Annotated in this window: 14 protein-coding genes; 5 read left to right on the forward strand and 9 right to left on the reverse strand. The window is 73.7% G+C overall.

Annotated elements, in window-relative coordinates:
• Positions 1 to 182: 182 nt before the first annotated feature.
• The 7 genes from AB0N76_RS18740 to AB0N76_RS18770 form a co-directional block, all read right to left on the reverse strand.
• The gene (locus AB0N76_RS18740; RefSeq protein ID WP_363558462.1) at positions 183 to 1,229 is read right to left on the reverse strand and encodes a hypothetical protein; all 1,047 of its coding nucleotides are present in this window, start codon (positions 1,227 to 1,229) and stop codon (positions 183 to 185) included.
• 150 nt (positions 1,230 to 1,379) lie between these two features.
• Entirely contained in the window at positions 1,380 to 2,006 is a 627-nt protein-coding gene (locus AB0N76_RS18745) for a GNAT family protein (RefSeq protein ID WP_363558541.1), read from the reverse strand.
• Positions 2,003 to 2,521 (reverse strand): MogA/MoaB family molybdenum cofactor biosynthesis protein, encoded by a 519-nt coding sequence (locus AB0N76_RS18750; protein ID WP_363558464.1) that lies wholly within the window; start codon positions 2,519 to 2,521, stop codon positions 2,003 to 2,005. The genes AB0N76_RS18745 and AB0N76_RS18750 overlap by 4 nt, the downstream gene beginning before the upstream one ends.
• Positions 2,518 to 3,018: a cyclic pyranopterin monophosphate synthase MoaC gene (moaC, locus tag AB0N76_RS18755; RefSeq protein ID WP_363558466.1), complete on the reverse strand. Its 501-nt coding sequence runs from the start codon at positions 3,016 to 3,018 to the stop codon at positions 2,518 to 2,520. Before moaC ends, AB0N76_RS18750 begins: the two co-directional genes overlap by 4 nt.
• Positions 3,019 to 3,142: 124 nt before the next feature.
• Positions 3,143 to 4,510, reverse strand: a complete 1,368-nt coding sequence (gene glp, locus AB0N76_RS18760) for a gephyrin-like molybdotransferase Glp (protein ID WP_363558468.1) — start codon at positions 4,508 to 4,510, stop codon at positions 3,143 to 3,145.
• Positions 4,511 to 4,536: 26 nt separating this feature from the next.
• A complete protein-coding gene (gene galU / locus AB0N76_RS18765) occupies positions 4,537 to 5,457 on the reverse strand; it encodes a UTP--glucose-1-phosphate uridylyltransferase GalU (RefSeq protein ID WP_363558470.1) in 921 nt (306 codons plus the stop codon).
• 12 nt (positions 5,458 to 5,469) lie between these two features.
• Positions 5,470 to 6,405: a GGDEF domain-containing protein gene (locus AB0N76_RS18770; RefSeq protein WP_363558472.1), complete on the reverse strand. Its 936-nt coding sequence runs from the start codon at positions 6,403 to 6,405 to the stop codon at positions 5,470 to 5,472.
• A 105-nt stretch (positions 6,406 to 6,510) separates the two neighbouring features.
• On the opposite strand from AB0N76_RS18770, the gene AB0N76_RS18775 reads away from it, so the two are divergent.
• Positions 6,511 to 7,086: a 5-formyltetrahydrofolate cyclo-ligase gene (locus tag AB0N76_RS18775; RefSeq protein ID WP_363558474.1), complete on the forward strand. Its 576-nt coding sequence runs from the start codon at positions 6,511 to 6,513 to the stop codon at positions 7,084 to 7,086.
• A 79-nt stretch (positions 7,087 to 7,165) separates the two neighbouring features.
• On the opposite strand, the gene AB0N76_RS18780 is transcribed toward AB0N76_RS18775, so the two are convergent.
• Positions 7,166 to 9,883, reverse strand: coding sequence for a penicillin acylase family protein (locus tag AB0N76_RS18780; protein ID WP_363558476.1), 2,718 nt, complete (start codon positions 9,881 to 9,883; stop codon positions 7,166 to 7,168).
• Between the two features lie 288 nt (positions 9,884 to 10,171).
• On the opposite strand from AB0N76_RS18780, the gene AB0N76_RS18785 reads away from it, so the two are divergent.
• The 4 genes from AB0N76_RS18785 to mscL all read left to right on the forward strand — a co-directional run bounded on the left by AB0N76_RS18785 (position 10,172) and on the right by mscL (position 14,790).
• Complete coding sequence (locus AB0N76_RS18785) at positions 10,172 to 11,659, forward strand: potassium/proton antiporter (protein ID WP_363558478.1); 1,488 nt, start codon at positions 10,172 to 10,174, stop codon at positions 11,657 to 11,659.
• Between the two features lie 365 nt (positions 11,660 to 12,024).
• Complete coding sequence (locus tag AB0N76_RS18790; protein ID WP_363558543.1) at positions 12,025 to 13,362, forward strand: MFS transporter; 1,338 nt, start codon at positions 12,025 to 12,027, stop codon at positions 13,360 to 13,362.
• Between the two features lie 127 nt (positions 13,363 to 13,489).
• Entirely contained in the window at positions 13,490 to 13,792 is a 303-nt protein-coding gene (locus tag AB0N76_RS18795; protein WP_363558480.1) for an FmdB family zinc ribbon protein, read from the forward strand.
• Between the two features lie 578 nt (positions 13,793 to 14,370).
• Complete coding sequence (mscL, locus tag AB0N76_RS18800) at positions 14,371 to 14,790, forward strand: large conductance mechanosensitive channel protein MscL (RefSeq protein ID WP_363558482.1); 420 nt, start codon at positions 14,371 to 14,373, stop codon at positions 14,788 to 14,790.
• A 29-nt stretch (positions 14,791 to 14,819) separates the two neighbouring features.
• On the opposite strand, the gene AB0N76_RS18805 is transcribed toward mscL, so the two are convergent.
• On the reverse strand, positions 14,820 to 15,002 hold the full coding sequence (locus AB0N76_RS18805) for a hypothetical protein (protein WP_363558545.1): 183 nt from the start codon (positions 15,000 to 15,002) through the stop codon (positions 14,820 to 14,822).
• Positions 15,003 to 15,103 lie beyond the last annotated feature (101 nt).

A 15,103-nucleotide genomic window follows, 5' to 3' on the forward strand; every position in this document is an offset into this window, starting at 1 on the left:
TTTAGCACCTTTCCGAGGTGCCTCGTGACCACCCCCCTCCGCCCCCGGTCCGGACCCCCACGTCGGCGCCGGCGGGAGGCGGGCCGGGTCACCGGCGGAGGAGACGGCACAGCGCCCGCCGACGGTCGGCGGGCGCTGTGCGGGAGACGCGGTCGCGGGGGCGGCGGGCCACCCCCGGGCGGTCACTCGTTGGCGGCGCGGGGGCGGGACTCCGGCGCGGCGGGCTCGGCGTACTGGTCGAAGAGCGGGGTGTTGCGGCTCTCCGCCGGACGGCCGGCGCTCCAGGTGCCGGGGGCCGACAGGTCGAGGCCGCGGCTGACCCGGGGGGCCACCGGCGCGGTCACGTAGGTCGGCAGCGGGACGGGCACCGGCTCCCAGGAGTCCGGGCCGGCCGCGCCGCGCTCGCGCATGCCGTCGACCCACTCCTCGTGCTCGGTCGCCTCCGCCACCGCCGAAGCCGAGACGGCGGCGGAACCGGCGGGCCCGGCGGCCTCGGCGGAGGCCCGGGCCGCGTCGGCCTCGGTGGCCAGCCGCAGGTGCGGGCGGCCGCGCCCGGCGGGCGCCTCGGCCACCGGTTCGGCGACGGGAGCCGGCTCAGCGGCCGGAGCGGCCGTCCGGGCAGCCTCGGCCCGCTGCTGCTCGCGCTTGCGCAGCCGCTCGGCCGCCTGGGCGGCACGGGCCCGGTCCAGCTTCACCGCGTACCGCTGGCGCTCCAGCCGGCGCAGGTGCCCGATGTAGAGGGTGAGCAGGACGGCCGGGACGGCGGGGACCCAGAGGAAGGCGAGTCCGGCCACCGCCGCGACCACCGCGCCCACCGCGAAGGCCAGGAAGAGGACGGTGACCATCCGGCGCCGCCGGGCCAGCAGCCGGGCCCGGCGCTCGGCACCGCCGGCGTCCGACCCGGCACGGGCCTCGGGCCGGTCGGCCGGCCGCGGCACCGGCCCTGGCTCCGGCTCCACCGGTCCGGACGCGGGGTCGCCGGAGGCGGCCGCGTCCCGTTCGGGAGGGCCGTCGCTGCTGTCCTGCTCGTCGTCACGCGGTTCGTCGCCCAGGGCCCGGGACGCCCGCCGCTCCAGCGCCGAACGCCCGGCCAGCAGGCGGATGGCGGTGCTGAAGCGTTCCGTCGGGCGCGCCTCGTTGAGCTCGTCCTGCCTGCGGAGCCACATCGGCACCAGATAGGCGGCCCAGGCCCCTACGATGACGGCGTAGATAAGGCCGCTACTGCTCACGTTTCACACCGTACGGGCGTGGGAGAAGGGCCGGTAGCAATTTGGCACGGCGTGTCGTGTGATCAAGCTGATTCTCCGACTATTTTGCCGGTATTTGTGCCCGTCCGTCGCCGCGTCGATGCCATATCGATATTTCTTTCGAACATACATTCAATTTCTCGGACGGCGGCCCGAGCTGAGTGACCGCCAGCGCTCCAGCATCCCCTCCGGGACCTCCTCGGCGGTGAGGGCGAACACCAGGTGGTCCCGCCAGTCCCCGTCGATGTGCAGATAGCGCGGCCGCATTCCCTCCGAGCGGAAGCCGAGCTTTTCCACCACCCGCCGGCTCGGGACGTTCTCCGGCCGGATGCACACCTCGATCCGGTGCAGCCCGAGGGTGCGGAAACAGTGGTCCACCGAGAGCGCCACGGCGGTCGGCATGATGCCCCGCCCGGCCACCGCCTCGTCGACCCAGTACCCGACGTTGGCCGAGCACATCGAGCCCCAGGTGATCCCGCCGACGGTCAGCTGGCCGACCAGCTGGCCCTTGTAGAGCACCACGAAGGGCAGCATCCGGCCGGCCGAGGCCTCGCCGCGCAGGTAGCGGACCATCTGCCGGTAGGTGGGCCGCGGGCCCGCCGCGAGGCCGGCCGGGCCGGGCGGCACGGTGGCCTCCCAGCGCCGCAGCCAGTCCCGGTTGCGGCGGCTGACCTCCTGCCAGTCGCGCTGGTCGCGGACCCGGATCGGGCGCAGCGCGACGTCCCCCTCGTGGAGTTCTACCGGCCAGCCGGCGTTCAGTGCGCGCTCCCGGAAGCTGGTGCGTCGGGCCGGGGGTGGTCGCCGCCGGCGAGCTGGTCGACGGCGTGCGCGAGCAGCGGCGCCAGCACGGCCAGGCCGTCCCGGACCCCGCCGGTCGAACCCGGCAGGTTGACGATCAGGGTACGTCCGGCGAGGCCGGCCAGCCCGCGGGAGAGCGCGGCGGTCGGCACCTTGTCGCGTCCGTACGCCCGGATCGCCTCAGGGATGCCGGGGATCTCGCGGTCGAGGACCCGGGCGGTCATCTCGGGGGTGAGGTCCATCGGGGAGACGCCGGTGCCGCCGGTGGTGAGCACCACGTCGTAGCCGGCCGCGACAGCCTCCCGCAGCACCGCCTCGACGGGCTCGCCGTCCGGGACCACCCGGGGGCCGTCGGCGCTGAAGCCCATCGCCCGCAGGCCCTCGACCAGCAGCGGGCCTCCCTTGTCCTGGTACACCCCGGCCGAGGCCCGGTTGGAGACGGTGACGGCCAGCGCGCGCACCACCGGGCCGCTCACGCCGGGACCTCCGGGGCGGTCCAGTCGCCGCTCTTGCCGCCGGTCTTGGTCAGCACCCGGACGGATTCGATGGCGGCGCCCTTGTCGACGGCCTTGACCATGTCGATCACGGTGAGCCCGGCCACCGCGACGGCGGTGAGCGCCTCCATCTCGACGCCGGTCCGGTCGGTGGTCTTCACGGTGGCGGTGATCTCCACCGCGTCGTCGGCGACGGTCAGCTCGACCTTGACGCCGGAGACCGCGATCGGGTGGCAGAGCGGGATCAGCTCGGGGGTCTTCTTGGCGCCCATGATCCCGGCGATCCGGGCCACCGCGAGGGCGTCGCCCTTGGGCACGCCCGCGCCGCGCAGCAGCTCGACCACGCGCGGGGCGACCGTGACCCGGCCGGCCGCGACGGCGGTCCGCGCGGTCACGTCCTTCGCGGAGACGTCGACCATCCGGGCCGCGCCCTGGTCGTCGACGTGGGTGAGGCGGTCGCCGGGTGGTGAGGTGGTCACGGGTGGCTCCAGAGGGGCGCGCAGGTCGAATACCGCGCTACCGTACCCCCCGTTCCGGCCGGGGTGCGGGACGGGCCGCGCCGGTGAGACGAGCCCGTCCGCGCCTCGGAGTTCGGGGCGCGGCTCAGCCGAGCAGGACGACCTCGACCTCGGCGCCGGCGGGCAGCGCGGTGACGTCCTCGGGGAGGACGATCAGGCAGTCGGCCCGGGCCAGCGCGCCGACCAGGTGCGACTCCGCGCCGCCGACCGGCTCGACCAGGCCGTCGGCCGCCGAGTACCGGCCGCGCAGGAACTGCCGGCGGCCGCCCGGCGAGCGCAGCGCGACCGGGCAGTGCGCCCGGACCACCGGGCGGTGGACGTCCTCGGCGCCGAGCATCGCGCGGATCGCCGGGCGGACGAAGAGTTCGAAGGAGATGTACGCGCTGACCGGGTTGCCGGGCAGGGCCAGCAGCGGCACGCCCGCGCCGGGGCCGATCCGGCCGAAGCCCTGCGGCTTGCCGGGCTGCATCCGCAGCCGGCGGAAGTCCACCCCGCCGTACTCGGCGAAGACCTCCTTGACCACGTCGTAGGCGCCGACGCTGACGCCGCCGCTGGTGACGATCAGGTCGGCCCGGCCGAGCTGGTCCTCCAGGACGGCGCGCAGCCGGGCCGCGTCGTCGGGGACGCCGCCGACCCGGTAGGCGATCGCGCCGGCGTCCCGGGCGGCGGCGGTGAGGGTGAAGCTGTTGGAGTCGGCGATCTGCCCGGGGCCGACCGGTTCGCCGGGCTGGACCAGTTCGCTGCCGGTGGAGAGCACCACGACCCGCGGCCGCGGGCGGACGGTGACGGTGGCCCGGCCGATCGCGGCGAGCAGGCCGAGCTGGGCGGGGCCGAGCCGGGTGCCGGCGGTCAGCACCCGGTCCCCGGCGGTGACGTCGCTGCCGCGGCGGCGGATGTGCGCGCCCTCGGCGACCGGGCGCAGCACCCGGACCTCCTCGCCCTCGACGGGGGCGGCGGTCATCGCGTCGGCGGCGCGGCCGGTGCCGGTGCCGCCGTCGGTCCACTCGACCGGGGCGACGGCCTGGGCGCCGGGCGGGACGGGGGCGCCGGTCATGATCCGGGCGGCCTGGCCGGGGCCGACCCTGGGGAGCTCGTCGGCGCCGGCGGCGATGTCGCCGACCACGGTGAGCACCGAGGGGTAGGTCGTGGTGGCGCCGTCGGTGTCGGCGGTGCGGAGGGCGTAGCCGTCCATCGAGCTGTTGTCGAAGGGCGGCAGGTCGCCCTCGGCGAGCACGTCCTCGGCCAGCCGGCAGCCCTGCGCGTCGAGCAGCTGGAGCTCGATCGCGGGCAGCGGGCCGACGGCGGCCAGGACGTCGGCGAGGTGCTCGTCGACCGTCCAGAGGGTGTCCGGACGGTCGGCGGGGCGGGACGCGGGGCGGGCGGCCGGGGCCGGGTCCGCGGAGCCGTCGCAGCAGGCTGCGGGGGTGGTACCGCTCTCCGTGGACCCGGTCATCGGCGCGCTCGCTCTCTGTCGGTGTGTCAGTCCTGCAGCTCGGAGGCGACGAACTCGCGCAGCCAGGTGCGGAAGTCCGGGCCGAGGTCCTCGCGCTCGGAGGCCAGACGGACGATAGCGCGCAGGTAGTCGGCGCGGTCGCCGGTGTCGTAGCGGCGGCCCTTGAAGAGCACGCCGTGCACCGTGCCGCCGGAGGCGGCGTCGCGGGTGGTCAGCTCGCGCAGGGCGTCGGTGAGCTGGATCTCGCCGCCGCGGCCGGGCGGGGTCTCGCGCAGCACGTCGAAGACCGACGGGTCGAGGACGTACCGGCCGATGACCGCGTAGTTGGACGGGGCCTCGGCGGTGTCCGGCTTCTCGACCAGGTCGGTCACCTGGAAGACGTCCTCGCCGAAGCCGTTCGGCTTGACGGCGGCGCAGCCGTACAGGTGGATCTGGGAGGGGTCGACCTCCATCAGCGCGACGACCGAGCCGCCGAGCTCCTGCTGGACCTCGATCATGCGGGCCAGCAGCGGGTCGCGCGGGTCGATCAGGTCGTCGCCGAGGAGGACGGCGAACGGCTGGCCGGCGACGTGCTGCTCGGCGACCGAGACGGCGTGGCCGAGGCCCTTGGGGTCGCCCTGGCGGACGTAGTGCATGTTGGCGAGGTCGACGGACTCGCGGACCCGGCGGAGGCGGTCCTGGTCACCCTTGCGGGCGAGCAGCTCCTCCAGCTCGTAGGCGCGGTCGAAGTGGTCCTCAAGGGCGCGCTTGTTGCGGCCGGTGACCATCAGTATGTCGGACAGGCCCGCGCTGGCCGCCTCCTCGACGACGTACTGGATCGCCGGCTTGTCGACGACGGGCAGCATCTCCTTCGGAGTGGCCTTGGTGGCCGGCAGGAAGCGGGTACCCAGACCGGCCGCGGGGACCACTGCCTTGGTTACCGGGATACGGGAGTTCGTCGTCGTCATGCGTTTACCTTACTAAGGCACGTATTTCGCCTGACCGGGTGCAGTTGGACGATGCTTCGGCAGCACCTCGCCGGACCCGGCCGCGATGGCAGGCATAGGGGACGTGACGGGCGGGGCGAGGGGGTCCCCTCCGACACAGGGCGACAGACTACCCGCCTTTTCCGAACGGTCACGTTCGGCTGCGAAGACACCGTCCGGCCGGGAGGAGACGGCTGGTGGGACGGCTGGTGGGACGGCGCCGCGCCAGCAGTCGCCGCCGGCCGCGCGGGCCGCCGCCAGCGCCCGGTCGGCGGCCCGGAGCAGCACCGCCGCGTGGGCGCCGTCCTCGGGCAGCACGGCCAGGCCGACCGCGGCGGTCAGCCCGTTGCCGTGCGGTCTGCGGCCCTCCCGGTCGCCCGAGGACCAGTCCAGCAGCAGGTGCCGGCGGACCGACCAGACCAGCCGGTCGGCGACCTGGGCCGCGCCCTCGGCGCCGGTGTCCGGCAGGACCACCAGGAACTCCTCGCCGCTGTACCGGCCCAGGGTGTCGGAGCGGCGGATCTCCATGCCGAGCCGCTGGGCGAGGTCGCGCAGCACCGTCCCGGCCCGGACCCGGCCGTGCTCGGCCACCACCGCCTCGAAGCCGGCGATCTCCAGCAGCAGGACGGCCAGCGGGCGCGGCCCGTCCTGCGGGTCGTGCTGCTCGGCCCGGCGGGCCCGGTCGATCTCCCGGTCCAGGGTGAGCTGGACGTGCCGGTAGTTCCAGACGCCGGTGAGCGGGTCGCAGGAGGCGGTGCGCTCCAGCTCGGCGCAGCGGGTCTCCAGCTCGTCGACCCGGGCGCGCAGCCCGGCCTCGCGCTCGGCCGCGCCGGCCGCGCCGCGCCGCAGCCGGACGCCGAGGACGGCGGCGCCGGCCAGCGCGGGGGCGCTCAGCACGGCCAGGGCCTGGACCAGCAGCGGGGTGGACATCGGGGGCGGGCCTTCCGCGTGTCAGGCTCTGGGCGTCCCGGTCGCGCAGGCGTCAGGGGTCCGGAGCGGTAGAGGGCGAGCGGTGGAGGAGCGGTGGACCATCCCATGCACAACGAGAAGGGCGAGCTGAGGACACGGCTGTTGGCGCGGCGGCGGGCGCTGCCGGCCGGGGACCGCGAGCGGGCCGCCGAGGCGCTGGCCGGGCACGCGGACGCGCTGGCCGGGCCGGGTGCCACGGTGGCCGCGTACGTGTCGGTGGGCGCCGAGCCGGGCACCCGGCCGCTGCTGGACGCGCTGCGGGCGCGCGGGGTGCGGGTGCTGCTGCCGGTGCTGCTGGCCGACAACGACCTGGACTGGGCGGAGTACGCGGGCCCGGAGGCGCTGGCCCCGGCCGGGCGCGGGCTGCTGGAGCCGGTCGGCGAGCGGCTCGGGCCGGAGGCGGTGACCGGGGCGGGGCTGGTGCTGCTGCCGGGGCTGGCGGTGGACCGCCGGGGGCTGCGGCTGGGCCGCGGCGGCGGCTCGTACGACCGGGTGCTGGCCCGGCTGGCGCGGGCCGGGGCGCGGCCGGTGCTGGCGGTGCTGCTGTACGAGCACGAGTTGCTGGAGCGGGTGCCGGCCGAGCCGCACGACCGGCCGGTGGACCTCGCGGTGACCCCGGCGGGCCCGCACGAGCTGGGGTGAGGCGGACCCCCGGGGGCGTACGCCGACGGCCCCGCGCCCCGGGGGTTCCGGGTGCGCGGGGCCGTCTTGGCCTCGTTCGTCAGCCGTTGGTCAGCGTCAGCTTGTGCTTGGCGTTCTTCTCGACCGCGTCGGGCGAGAAGGACCAGGTCAGCAGCTTGCCCTTGAGCCAGAGGTCGGTCTGGTCGTTGTAGTTCGGGTGGAAGGCGTGCCCGGAGGCGCCGCCGACGTTGATCCAGCGGGAGGCGTCGAGGTCGCTCAGGTCGACCACCATCCGCATCGACGGGACCCAGTCCACCTGGTACCCGGCCGCCGCGTTCCAGCCCGTCGCGTCGACCGCCGCCGAGCCGCCGGAGAGGCGGTAGGGGCCGCGGTTGAGCAGCTTGTGGACCACGCCGGAGGCGAGCGAGGAGTCGTCCGAGCCGAGGGTGCGCTCGCGCAGCTCCAGCTTGTGCAGCCGGCCCCAGCTCCAGGTGGAGACGTCCTTGGTGAGCAGCGAGGTGAGCTCCTGGCGGGCGTTCTTCATCGCCTCGGCGAGCAGGTTGTCCAGGCCCTTCTGCTCCTTGTGCTCGGAGTCGATGTACGTCCACCAGCCGCTGTCGGGCTTCTCCAGCTGCTGCCGGACGACCTCGGTCCAGCGGTCGCCGCCGTCCGGCTGGGCCTTGCCCGGGTCCCTGGTGCCGCACTCGGTGACGATCTTCGTCTTGCTGTCCGGCTTGGTCGGGTCGGCCTGCTCGCGGACCAGCAGGCAGTTCTCCTTCGCCCGCAGGTCGGCCGGGAACTTCTGGCCGAAGGCGAGGGTGAGCAGCTGGCGCCAGACGCCGTTGTAGTAGGCGGCGGCGGCCGAGTCGGCGTCCTGGTGGTAGTTCCAGTCCTTCAGCAGGTCCTGGGCCTCGCGCACGTACGGGTCGTCGATCTGGATCTTGAGCAGCATCGGGACCAGCGTCTTGGCCAGCACGCTGGTGTTGTCGAGCTGCATCTCCTGCATGTCGTCCGGCGAGATCTTGCCGTTGTTCTTCAGCCGGGCGTCGATCTGGTCGGTGATCTGCTTGGCCCGGGTGCCGTACTCCCAGTCCTTGGTCAGCGAGTACTTGTAGGACGGGTCGACCACGGCCTGGTTGGCGGTGACGATGTAGCCGCTGGCGGGGTTGAGACTCCACGGCAGGGCGCCGAACGGGACCGGGTCCTTCTTCCACTGGTAGGAGGAGTCCCAGCCGGGCGCCGGGGAGCGGCCGTCGCCGTTGCCGCGCACCGGGATGTAGCCGGGGGCCTGGTAGCCGATGTTCTTGGCGTCGGCGTAGAGCAGGTTCTGGGCCGGGACGGCGAAGTCGGCGGCGGCCTTCTGGAAGTCCTCCCAGTTCCGCGCGCGGTTCAGCCCGAAGACGGCGTCCATCGTCTTGCCCGGGATGAGCGCGGTCCACTGGAGGGCGACGCCGTAGCCGGTGGTGCCGCGGTCCGGGGCGGAGCCGCCGTTGGGCGCGTACTTGCCGACGTTCTGCTGCTCGGTGCTCGGGTCGGAGATCAGCGGGGCGCCGGTCTGGGTGGTGCGCACGGTGATGGTGCGGTCCTCGCCGCCGGCGACCTTGATGGTCTCCTTGCGGAGCTCGAACTTCAGCTCCTTGCCGTCCACCAGGTAGGTCTCCGGGCCGGTCACCTTCTCCAGGAAGAGGTCGGTGACGTCGGCGCCGAGGTTGGTGAAGCCCCAGGCGATGTCCTTGTTGTGGCCGATGACCACGCCGGGCATCCCGGCGAAGGTGAAGCCGGAGACGTCGAACTGGCAGGTCGGCGAGGCGGTCCGGCAGTGCAGGCCCATCTGGTACCAGACCGAGGGGAGGCCGGGGCCGAGGTGCGGGTCGTTGGCCAGCAGCGGCTTGCCGGTGGTGGTGTGGCTGCCGTCGACCACCCAGGAGTTGGAACCGATGCCCTGGCCGTTGCGGCCGAGCAGCTCGGGCAGCGCGTCGACCCGGTCGGTGACGCCCTTGAGCAGCGCCTTGGTGGCGGCGGCGCCCTGGGCGGTGGCGGTGCCGACGGCGCCGGGCGCGGCCGAGCCGTCGCCGGGCTTGTAGGCGGTGCCGTTGACGGTGCCGGTCTTCACGATCGTGCCGTTGCGGGCGTACGGGTAGTCCGGGTACAGCTCGGCGATCTTCTCCGGGCTGAAGTCCTGGGCGAGCAGCGAGCGGTCGATCTCGTCCTGGAGGTTCCCGGAGAGGTCCCAGGCCATCGCCTTGAGCCAGGCCACCGAGTCGACCGGGGACCACTGCTCGGGCTTGTAGCCGCCGTTCACGACGCCGAGCAGGCCGTACTCCATGGAGGCGGAGGCCCCGCCCGGGTGCTCGCCGAGCCAGGAGTTGACGCCGTCCGCGTAGGCCTGGAGGTACTTCTTGGTGTCGGCGCCGAGGACGGTGTCGAACTCCTTCTGCGCGATCTGGCGCCAGCCCATGGTGCGGATGAAGGAGTCGGTCTCGACCTGGCTCTCGCCGAACATCTCGGAGAGCCGGCCGGCGGTGATGTGCCGGCGGACGTCCATCTCCCAGAACCGGTCCTGGGCCTGGACGTAGCCCTGGGCCCGGAAGAGGTCCTCGGGGGTGTCGGCGTAGAGCTGGGGGATGCCGTTGGCGTCCCGCTTGACGTCGACCGGCGCGCTCAGGCCCGCCACCTTGACGCTGCCGTCGACCTCCGGGAAGGACGCGCGGACCGCGGCCACTCCCCGGTAGCCGCCGTAGCCGGCGCCGGCCACCAGCAGCACGACCAGCACGATCACGATCAGACGGGCGCGCCGGAACTTCTTCGAGCGGGGCATCTGGGTCCTTGCGGTCCTCACTGGGGGGCGGGCGGACATGTCAAGGGCACGGGGCCGTGACAGGGCACCACATTAGGCCGACTCGGCTGGCGGACGTGCACGGGGGACGCCCACGGTGGGATCGGAGGAGGTCAGAACCGCGGGGCGGGGGACGCGAGTGACGGGAGAACCTAAAGATATGGCAAAATGTTAGACTGAGTAACGATCCGCAAGGGGAGTAATTGGCGACCCCGGCCGCCGCCCCTGTCGGTACCCCGTCCGCCCCCGCCAAGCCCGAGGTGCCCCTGCGTGAATGTCGACCACCTGAACCAGCTGCTCCTCGAGTTCTCCGTGATCCTGCTGGTCGCGGTGGTCGCCGTGCGCATCTCGACCAAATCCGGGCTGCCCTCCCTGCTGATCTACCTCGGCATCGGCGTCGCGCTCGGCCAGAACGGGCTCGGCATCACCTTCAACAACGCCGAGCTCACCCAGGTGCTCGGCTACGCGGCGCTGGTGGTGATCCTGGCCGAGGGCGGCCTCAAGACCAACTGGCGCGAGGCGAGACCGGTGATGCCGTCCGCCACCGTGCTGGCCACCGTCGGCGTCGGGATCAGCGTCTTCGTGACCGCCGCCGGCGCGCACTGGCTGGTCAACCTGGACTGGCGGACCTCCCTGCTGCTCGGCGCGATCGTCTCCTCCACCGACGCCGCCGCCGTCTTCTCCGTGCTGCGGATGGTCCCGCTGCCGCACCGGCTGACCGGCCTGCTGGAGGCCGAGTCCGGCTTCAACGACGCCCCCGTGGTCATCCTGGTCGTCGCCTTCGCCACCACCGGGGAGCTGGACTCCTGGTACGTCCTGGTCGGCACCATCCTCGCCGAGCTGGCGATCGGCCTGGCGGTCGGCTACGCGGTCGGCCGGATCGGCGCCTACGGCATCAAGCACGTCGCCCTGCCGTCCTCCGGCCTCTACCCGATCGCCGTACTGGCGCTCACCGTGCTCGCCTACGCCGGCGGCGCGCTGCTGCACGGCTCCGGCTTCCTCGCCGTCTACGTCAGCGCGGTGATCCTCGGCAATTCCAAGCTGCCACACGGGCCCGCCGTCCGCGGCTTCGCCGACGGCCTGGCCTGGATCGGGCAGATCGGCATGTTCGTGCTGCTCGGCCTGCTCTGCACCCCCGAGACGATGGGCTCGGCCGTGGTGCCCGCCCTGGTGATCGGCGCGGTGCTGGTCTTCCTCGCCCGGCCGCTCTCGGTGGTGCTGACCCTCACGCCGTTCCGGCTGCCGCTGCGCGAGCAGGCGCTGCTCAGCTGGGCCGGACTGCGCGGCGCGGTGCCCATCGTGCTCGCCACCATCCCGATGGTGGCCGGCGCGCCGATGGCGCAGCAGGTCTTCAACATCGTCTTCATCCTGGTCGTGGTCTTCACGCTGCTCCAGGGCCCGACCCTGCCCTGGGTCGCCAAGGGCCTGCGGATCGGCCAGGGCTCGATGGGCCAGGACCTCGGGATCGAGTCGGCGCCGCTGGAGAAGCTGCACGGGCACCTGCTGTCGGTGGCCCTGGCGGCGGACTCGCGGATGTCCGGCGTCGAGGTCGGCGAGCTGCGGCTGCCGGCCGGCGCGGCGGTGACCCTGGTGGTGCGCGAGGGCAGCAGCTTCGTACCGGACAAGGCCACCGTGCTGCGCGGCGGGGACGAGCTGCTGGTGGTCACCACGGACGAGGTGAGCGAGGCGGCCGAGCGGCGACTGCGCGCCGTGGACAAGGGCGGCAAGCTGGCCGACTGGCTGCACGGGCGGGGCTGAACGGTCTCGCGGGGCTGAGCGGGCGGGGGCGGCGGGTGTGACGGGGGCGGCTCCCGAGGTGGGTGGGACAACTTTGGAGCCGCCCTGTACAGTGGAGGCAAGCGCGCCATCTACGCGCGTATAGCTTTACTGGTTGACACACCCCCAGCATCTGCCTGATGCAGAGTTGGCGCGACCGCTCGGCGGCCGCGGTCCGGCCTTCGGCGAGCACGCCGGCCGGCCCGGTATCTACCCCGGTCGACGCGCGAGAGGACGACTCTCGGCGCCGTCGGGGCTTTTTCATGCCCTGCCGCGCTACCAGGCAGCAGGAAGGACCGACCGTGACGGCCCGCCGAACGGTCGACGACACCACCTCCGGGCACGCCCTGCCCGGCACCCCGGAGCACCCCGCCGAGGCCGCGCCCGCGCGGGTCGGCTACGGCGCGCTGCTGCGCACGCCCGGCGCCTGGACGTTCCTGACGCCCGCCTTCGCGGCCCGGCTGCCGTACGCGATGCTCAGCCTCGGCATCCTGCTGCTGATCCGCGACACCCACGGCTCCTACGGCACCGCCGGCACCGCCGCCGCCGTCTCGGCCGTCGCCCAGGCCCTGATCGGCCCGCAGACCGGCCGGCTGGCCGACCGCTTCGGCCAGACCGCCGTCCTGGTGCCCACCGTCGCGGTGCACGCCGTCTCGGTCGGCGCGCTGATCGCGCTGGCCCTCGGGCACGCCCCGGTCTGGGGCCTCTACCTCGCGACCGCCGCAGCCGGTGCCTCGGTGCCGCAGATCGGCGCCATGGCGCGGACCCGCTGGGTGGCCAAGCTCTCGGCCGACGGCGCGCCGCCGGCCAAGCTGAACACCGCCTTCGCCTTCGAGTCGGTCACCGACGAGTTCACCTTCGTCATCGGCCCGGTGCTGGCCGCCGCGATCGCCAGCGCCGTCAACCCGGCCACCGGGCTGATCACCGAGGCCGCGCTGACCGTGGCCGGCGGCCTCGCCTTCGCCGCCCAGCGGCGCACCGCGCCCGCCCCGCACGTGCCCGTGCCGGGCGAGCGGCGAGTCTCCGCGCTGGCCTCGCCGGGCGTCCGGCTACTGGCCGGCGTGTTCCTGGGCGTCGGCTCCGTCTTCGGCGGGATGCAAGTCTCGGTGACCGCGTTCACCGAGGCGGCCGGGCAGCCCGGGGCCAACGGCACCGTGTACGGGATCTTCGCCGGCGGCTCGATGCTGGCCGGTGTGCTGTACGGCATGGTCGCCTGGCGGCGGGCCGCCCGGCACCGGCTACTCGCCAGCTACGCGCTACTGGTGGTCGGCTGCTCGACCCTGTGGGCGATGCCGAACCTGGTCTCGCTGACCATCGCCGGCCTGTTCTGCGGCCTGGCCATCGCACCGACCCTGATCACCGGCTACACCCTGGTCGAGACACTGGTCGAGGACGGCGCCAAGACCGAGGCCTTCACCTGGCTGACCGGGGCCATCGGACTGGGCCTGGCGGTCGGGGCAATGGTGGCCGGGCAGCTGATCGACGGACACGGGCCGTCGGCCGGGTTCCTGGTGCCGGTGGCCGGCACCGGGCTGGGGCTGATCACGCTGGTCGCGCTGCGCGGACTGCTGGTTCCGCCGGTTGCCGCGGGCGCCACGGGTGCTGCGGGCACGCCCAGCAAGGTGGTCGCTGGCTCGCCGGAGCGGAGCGCCGCGCCGCAGCTGGTGGGCGCCGCCAAGGGCTGAGCGGGCGCGGTCCGCCGGGCCCGGGCCCGACTCATCTCACATTCGAGTCGCTGGACTGATCCAGCGGAATGCCGCATCATTGAGGATCGTTAGCACTCATCAGCCGAGAGTGCCAGGAGGAAGACAAGTGCCCACGTACCAGTACCAGTGCACCGAGTGCGGCAACGGCCTGGAGGCGGTGCAGAAGTTCACCGACGAGCCGCTGACCACGTGCCCCGACTGCCAGGGTCGGCTCCGCAAGATCTTCTCGGCGGTGGGCGTGGTCTTCAAGGGCTCCGGCTTCTACCGGACCGACAGCCGCTCCTCCTCCAGCAGCTCGGTGAGCGGCGGCTCCTCGTCGTCGTCCTCCACCGGCTCCTCCTCGTCCTCGACGACGGGCTCGTCCTCCTCGTCGACCCCCGCCGCGAGCCCGGCCCCGGCGGCCGGCTGACCTCCGGCAGCACGGACCACCGAACGGCCCGTCGACCCGCCTCCACGCGGGTACGGCGGGCCGTTTCGCATTCCCGGAACCGCGTCGGCTCACCCGGTCGGCCGATGGATTCACCCGGCCGGGCGACACGGATTGTCCACAGCCCCGGGTTGTCCACAGCTGGGGAAAAGAAAATCCCGGCGGGCGCGCGGACCGCCCAGAGTGTGGGTCACCAGCAGTCGCCGACCACGCGAGGTACCCGTGCAGACCAGCCCGCTCTCCGCTCACCCGCTTTCCCCCCGCCCGCCGGCGATCCCGCCGCTGCCCGCGCCGAGCGTTCCGCCGCGCCGGCCGGTCCCGGCGTTCCCGCCGATCAGACGCGGTGCGGGCCGGCGCCACCGGCTCCGACAGGCGCTCCGGCTCAGGCCCGGATCGACGGCCGCCCTCCTGCTGCTCGCGGCGGGCGCGCTCGTCCTCGGCCCGGCCTGGGCGGGCCCGCCGGCACCGGGAGCGGCGCCCCCGGTCGGCCGATCGGGTTGTCAATCGGAGCGGGGGCAGGATCACCCGTAACCGGAAAACGACTTCGTCGTTCACGCGGCATGAAAGGCTTCAAGGAATTCCTGCTGCGTGGAAACGTCGTCGAACTGGCCGTCGCCGTGGTCATCGGCGCCGCCTTCACCAACATCGTCAACGCCTTCGTCAAGGGCGTGATCAATCCGATCGTCGGCGCCTTCGGAGCCAAGGACCTCGCGTCCTACAGTTCCTGCCTCAAGGGGCCCTGCGAGGTGACCGCGGCCGGCGAGGTCACCTCCGGCATCCTCGTCCTCTGGGGCGGCGTGCTGAGCGCGGCCCTGCAGTTCCTGATCACCGCCGCCGTCGTCTACTTCTGCCTCATCCTGCCGATGACCCGGTACACCGCCAGGCGCAAGACCCTGGCCGAGGTCCAGGCCGAGGCCGAGGCCAAGGAGGTCCTGCTGCTTACCGAGATCCGCGACGCCCTGGTCACCCGGGCCCGCTGAGTCCCCCCGCCTCGCGGCCGTCCGCGCGATCAGTCGCCGTGGTGCGGTGGGCGTTGGCTCAGGTACCAGTCCAGACCCCGCCCACCGCTCGCCCCGGCGCCGGGGCGCTCGCCCCAGCCGGCGTCGGTGTCGTCCCCGGACTGCTGGTCCAGCGGGTCCCGGAACACCAGCCGGGCCTTCGCCGCCCGCTCCTGCGCCGCCTGCTCCTCCACCGTCTTCTTCTCCTCCGCCGCCACCGTCTCCTCCAGCACGCTCGCCGATCCCCCGCCCGTTCCTACCGCTCCCCGACTCCTACAGCCTAGAAGCAGCCGCC

Source organism: Kitasatospora sp. NPDC093806, assembly GCF_040683335.1.
Lineage (GTDB): Bacteria > Actinomycetota > Actinomycetes > Streptomycetales > Streptomycetaceae > Kitasatospora.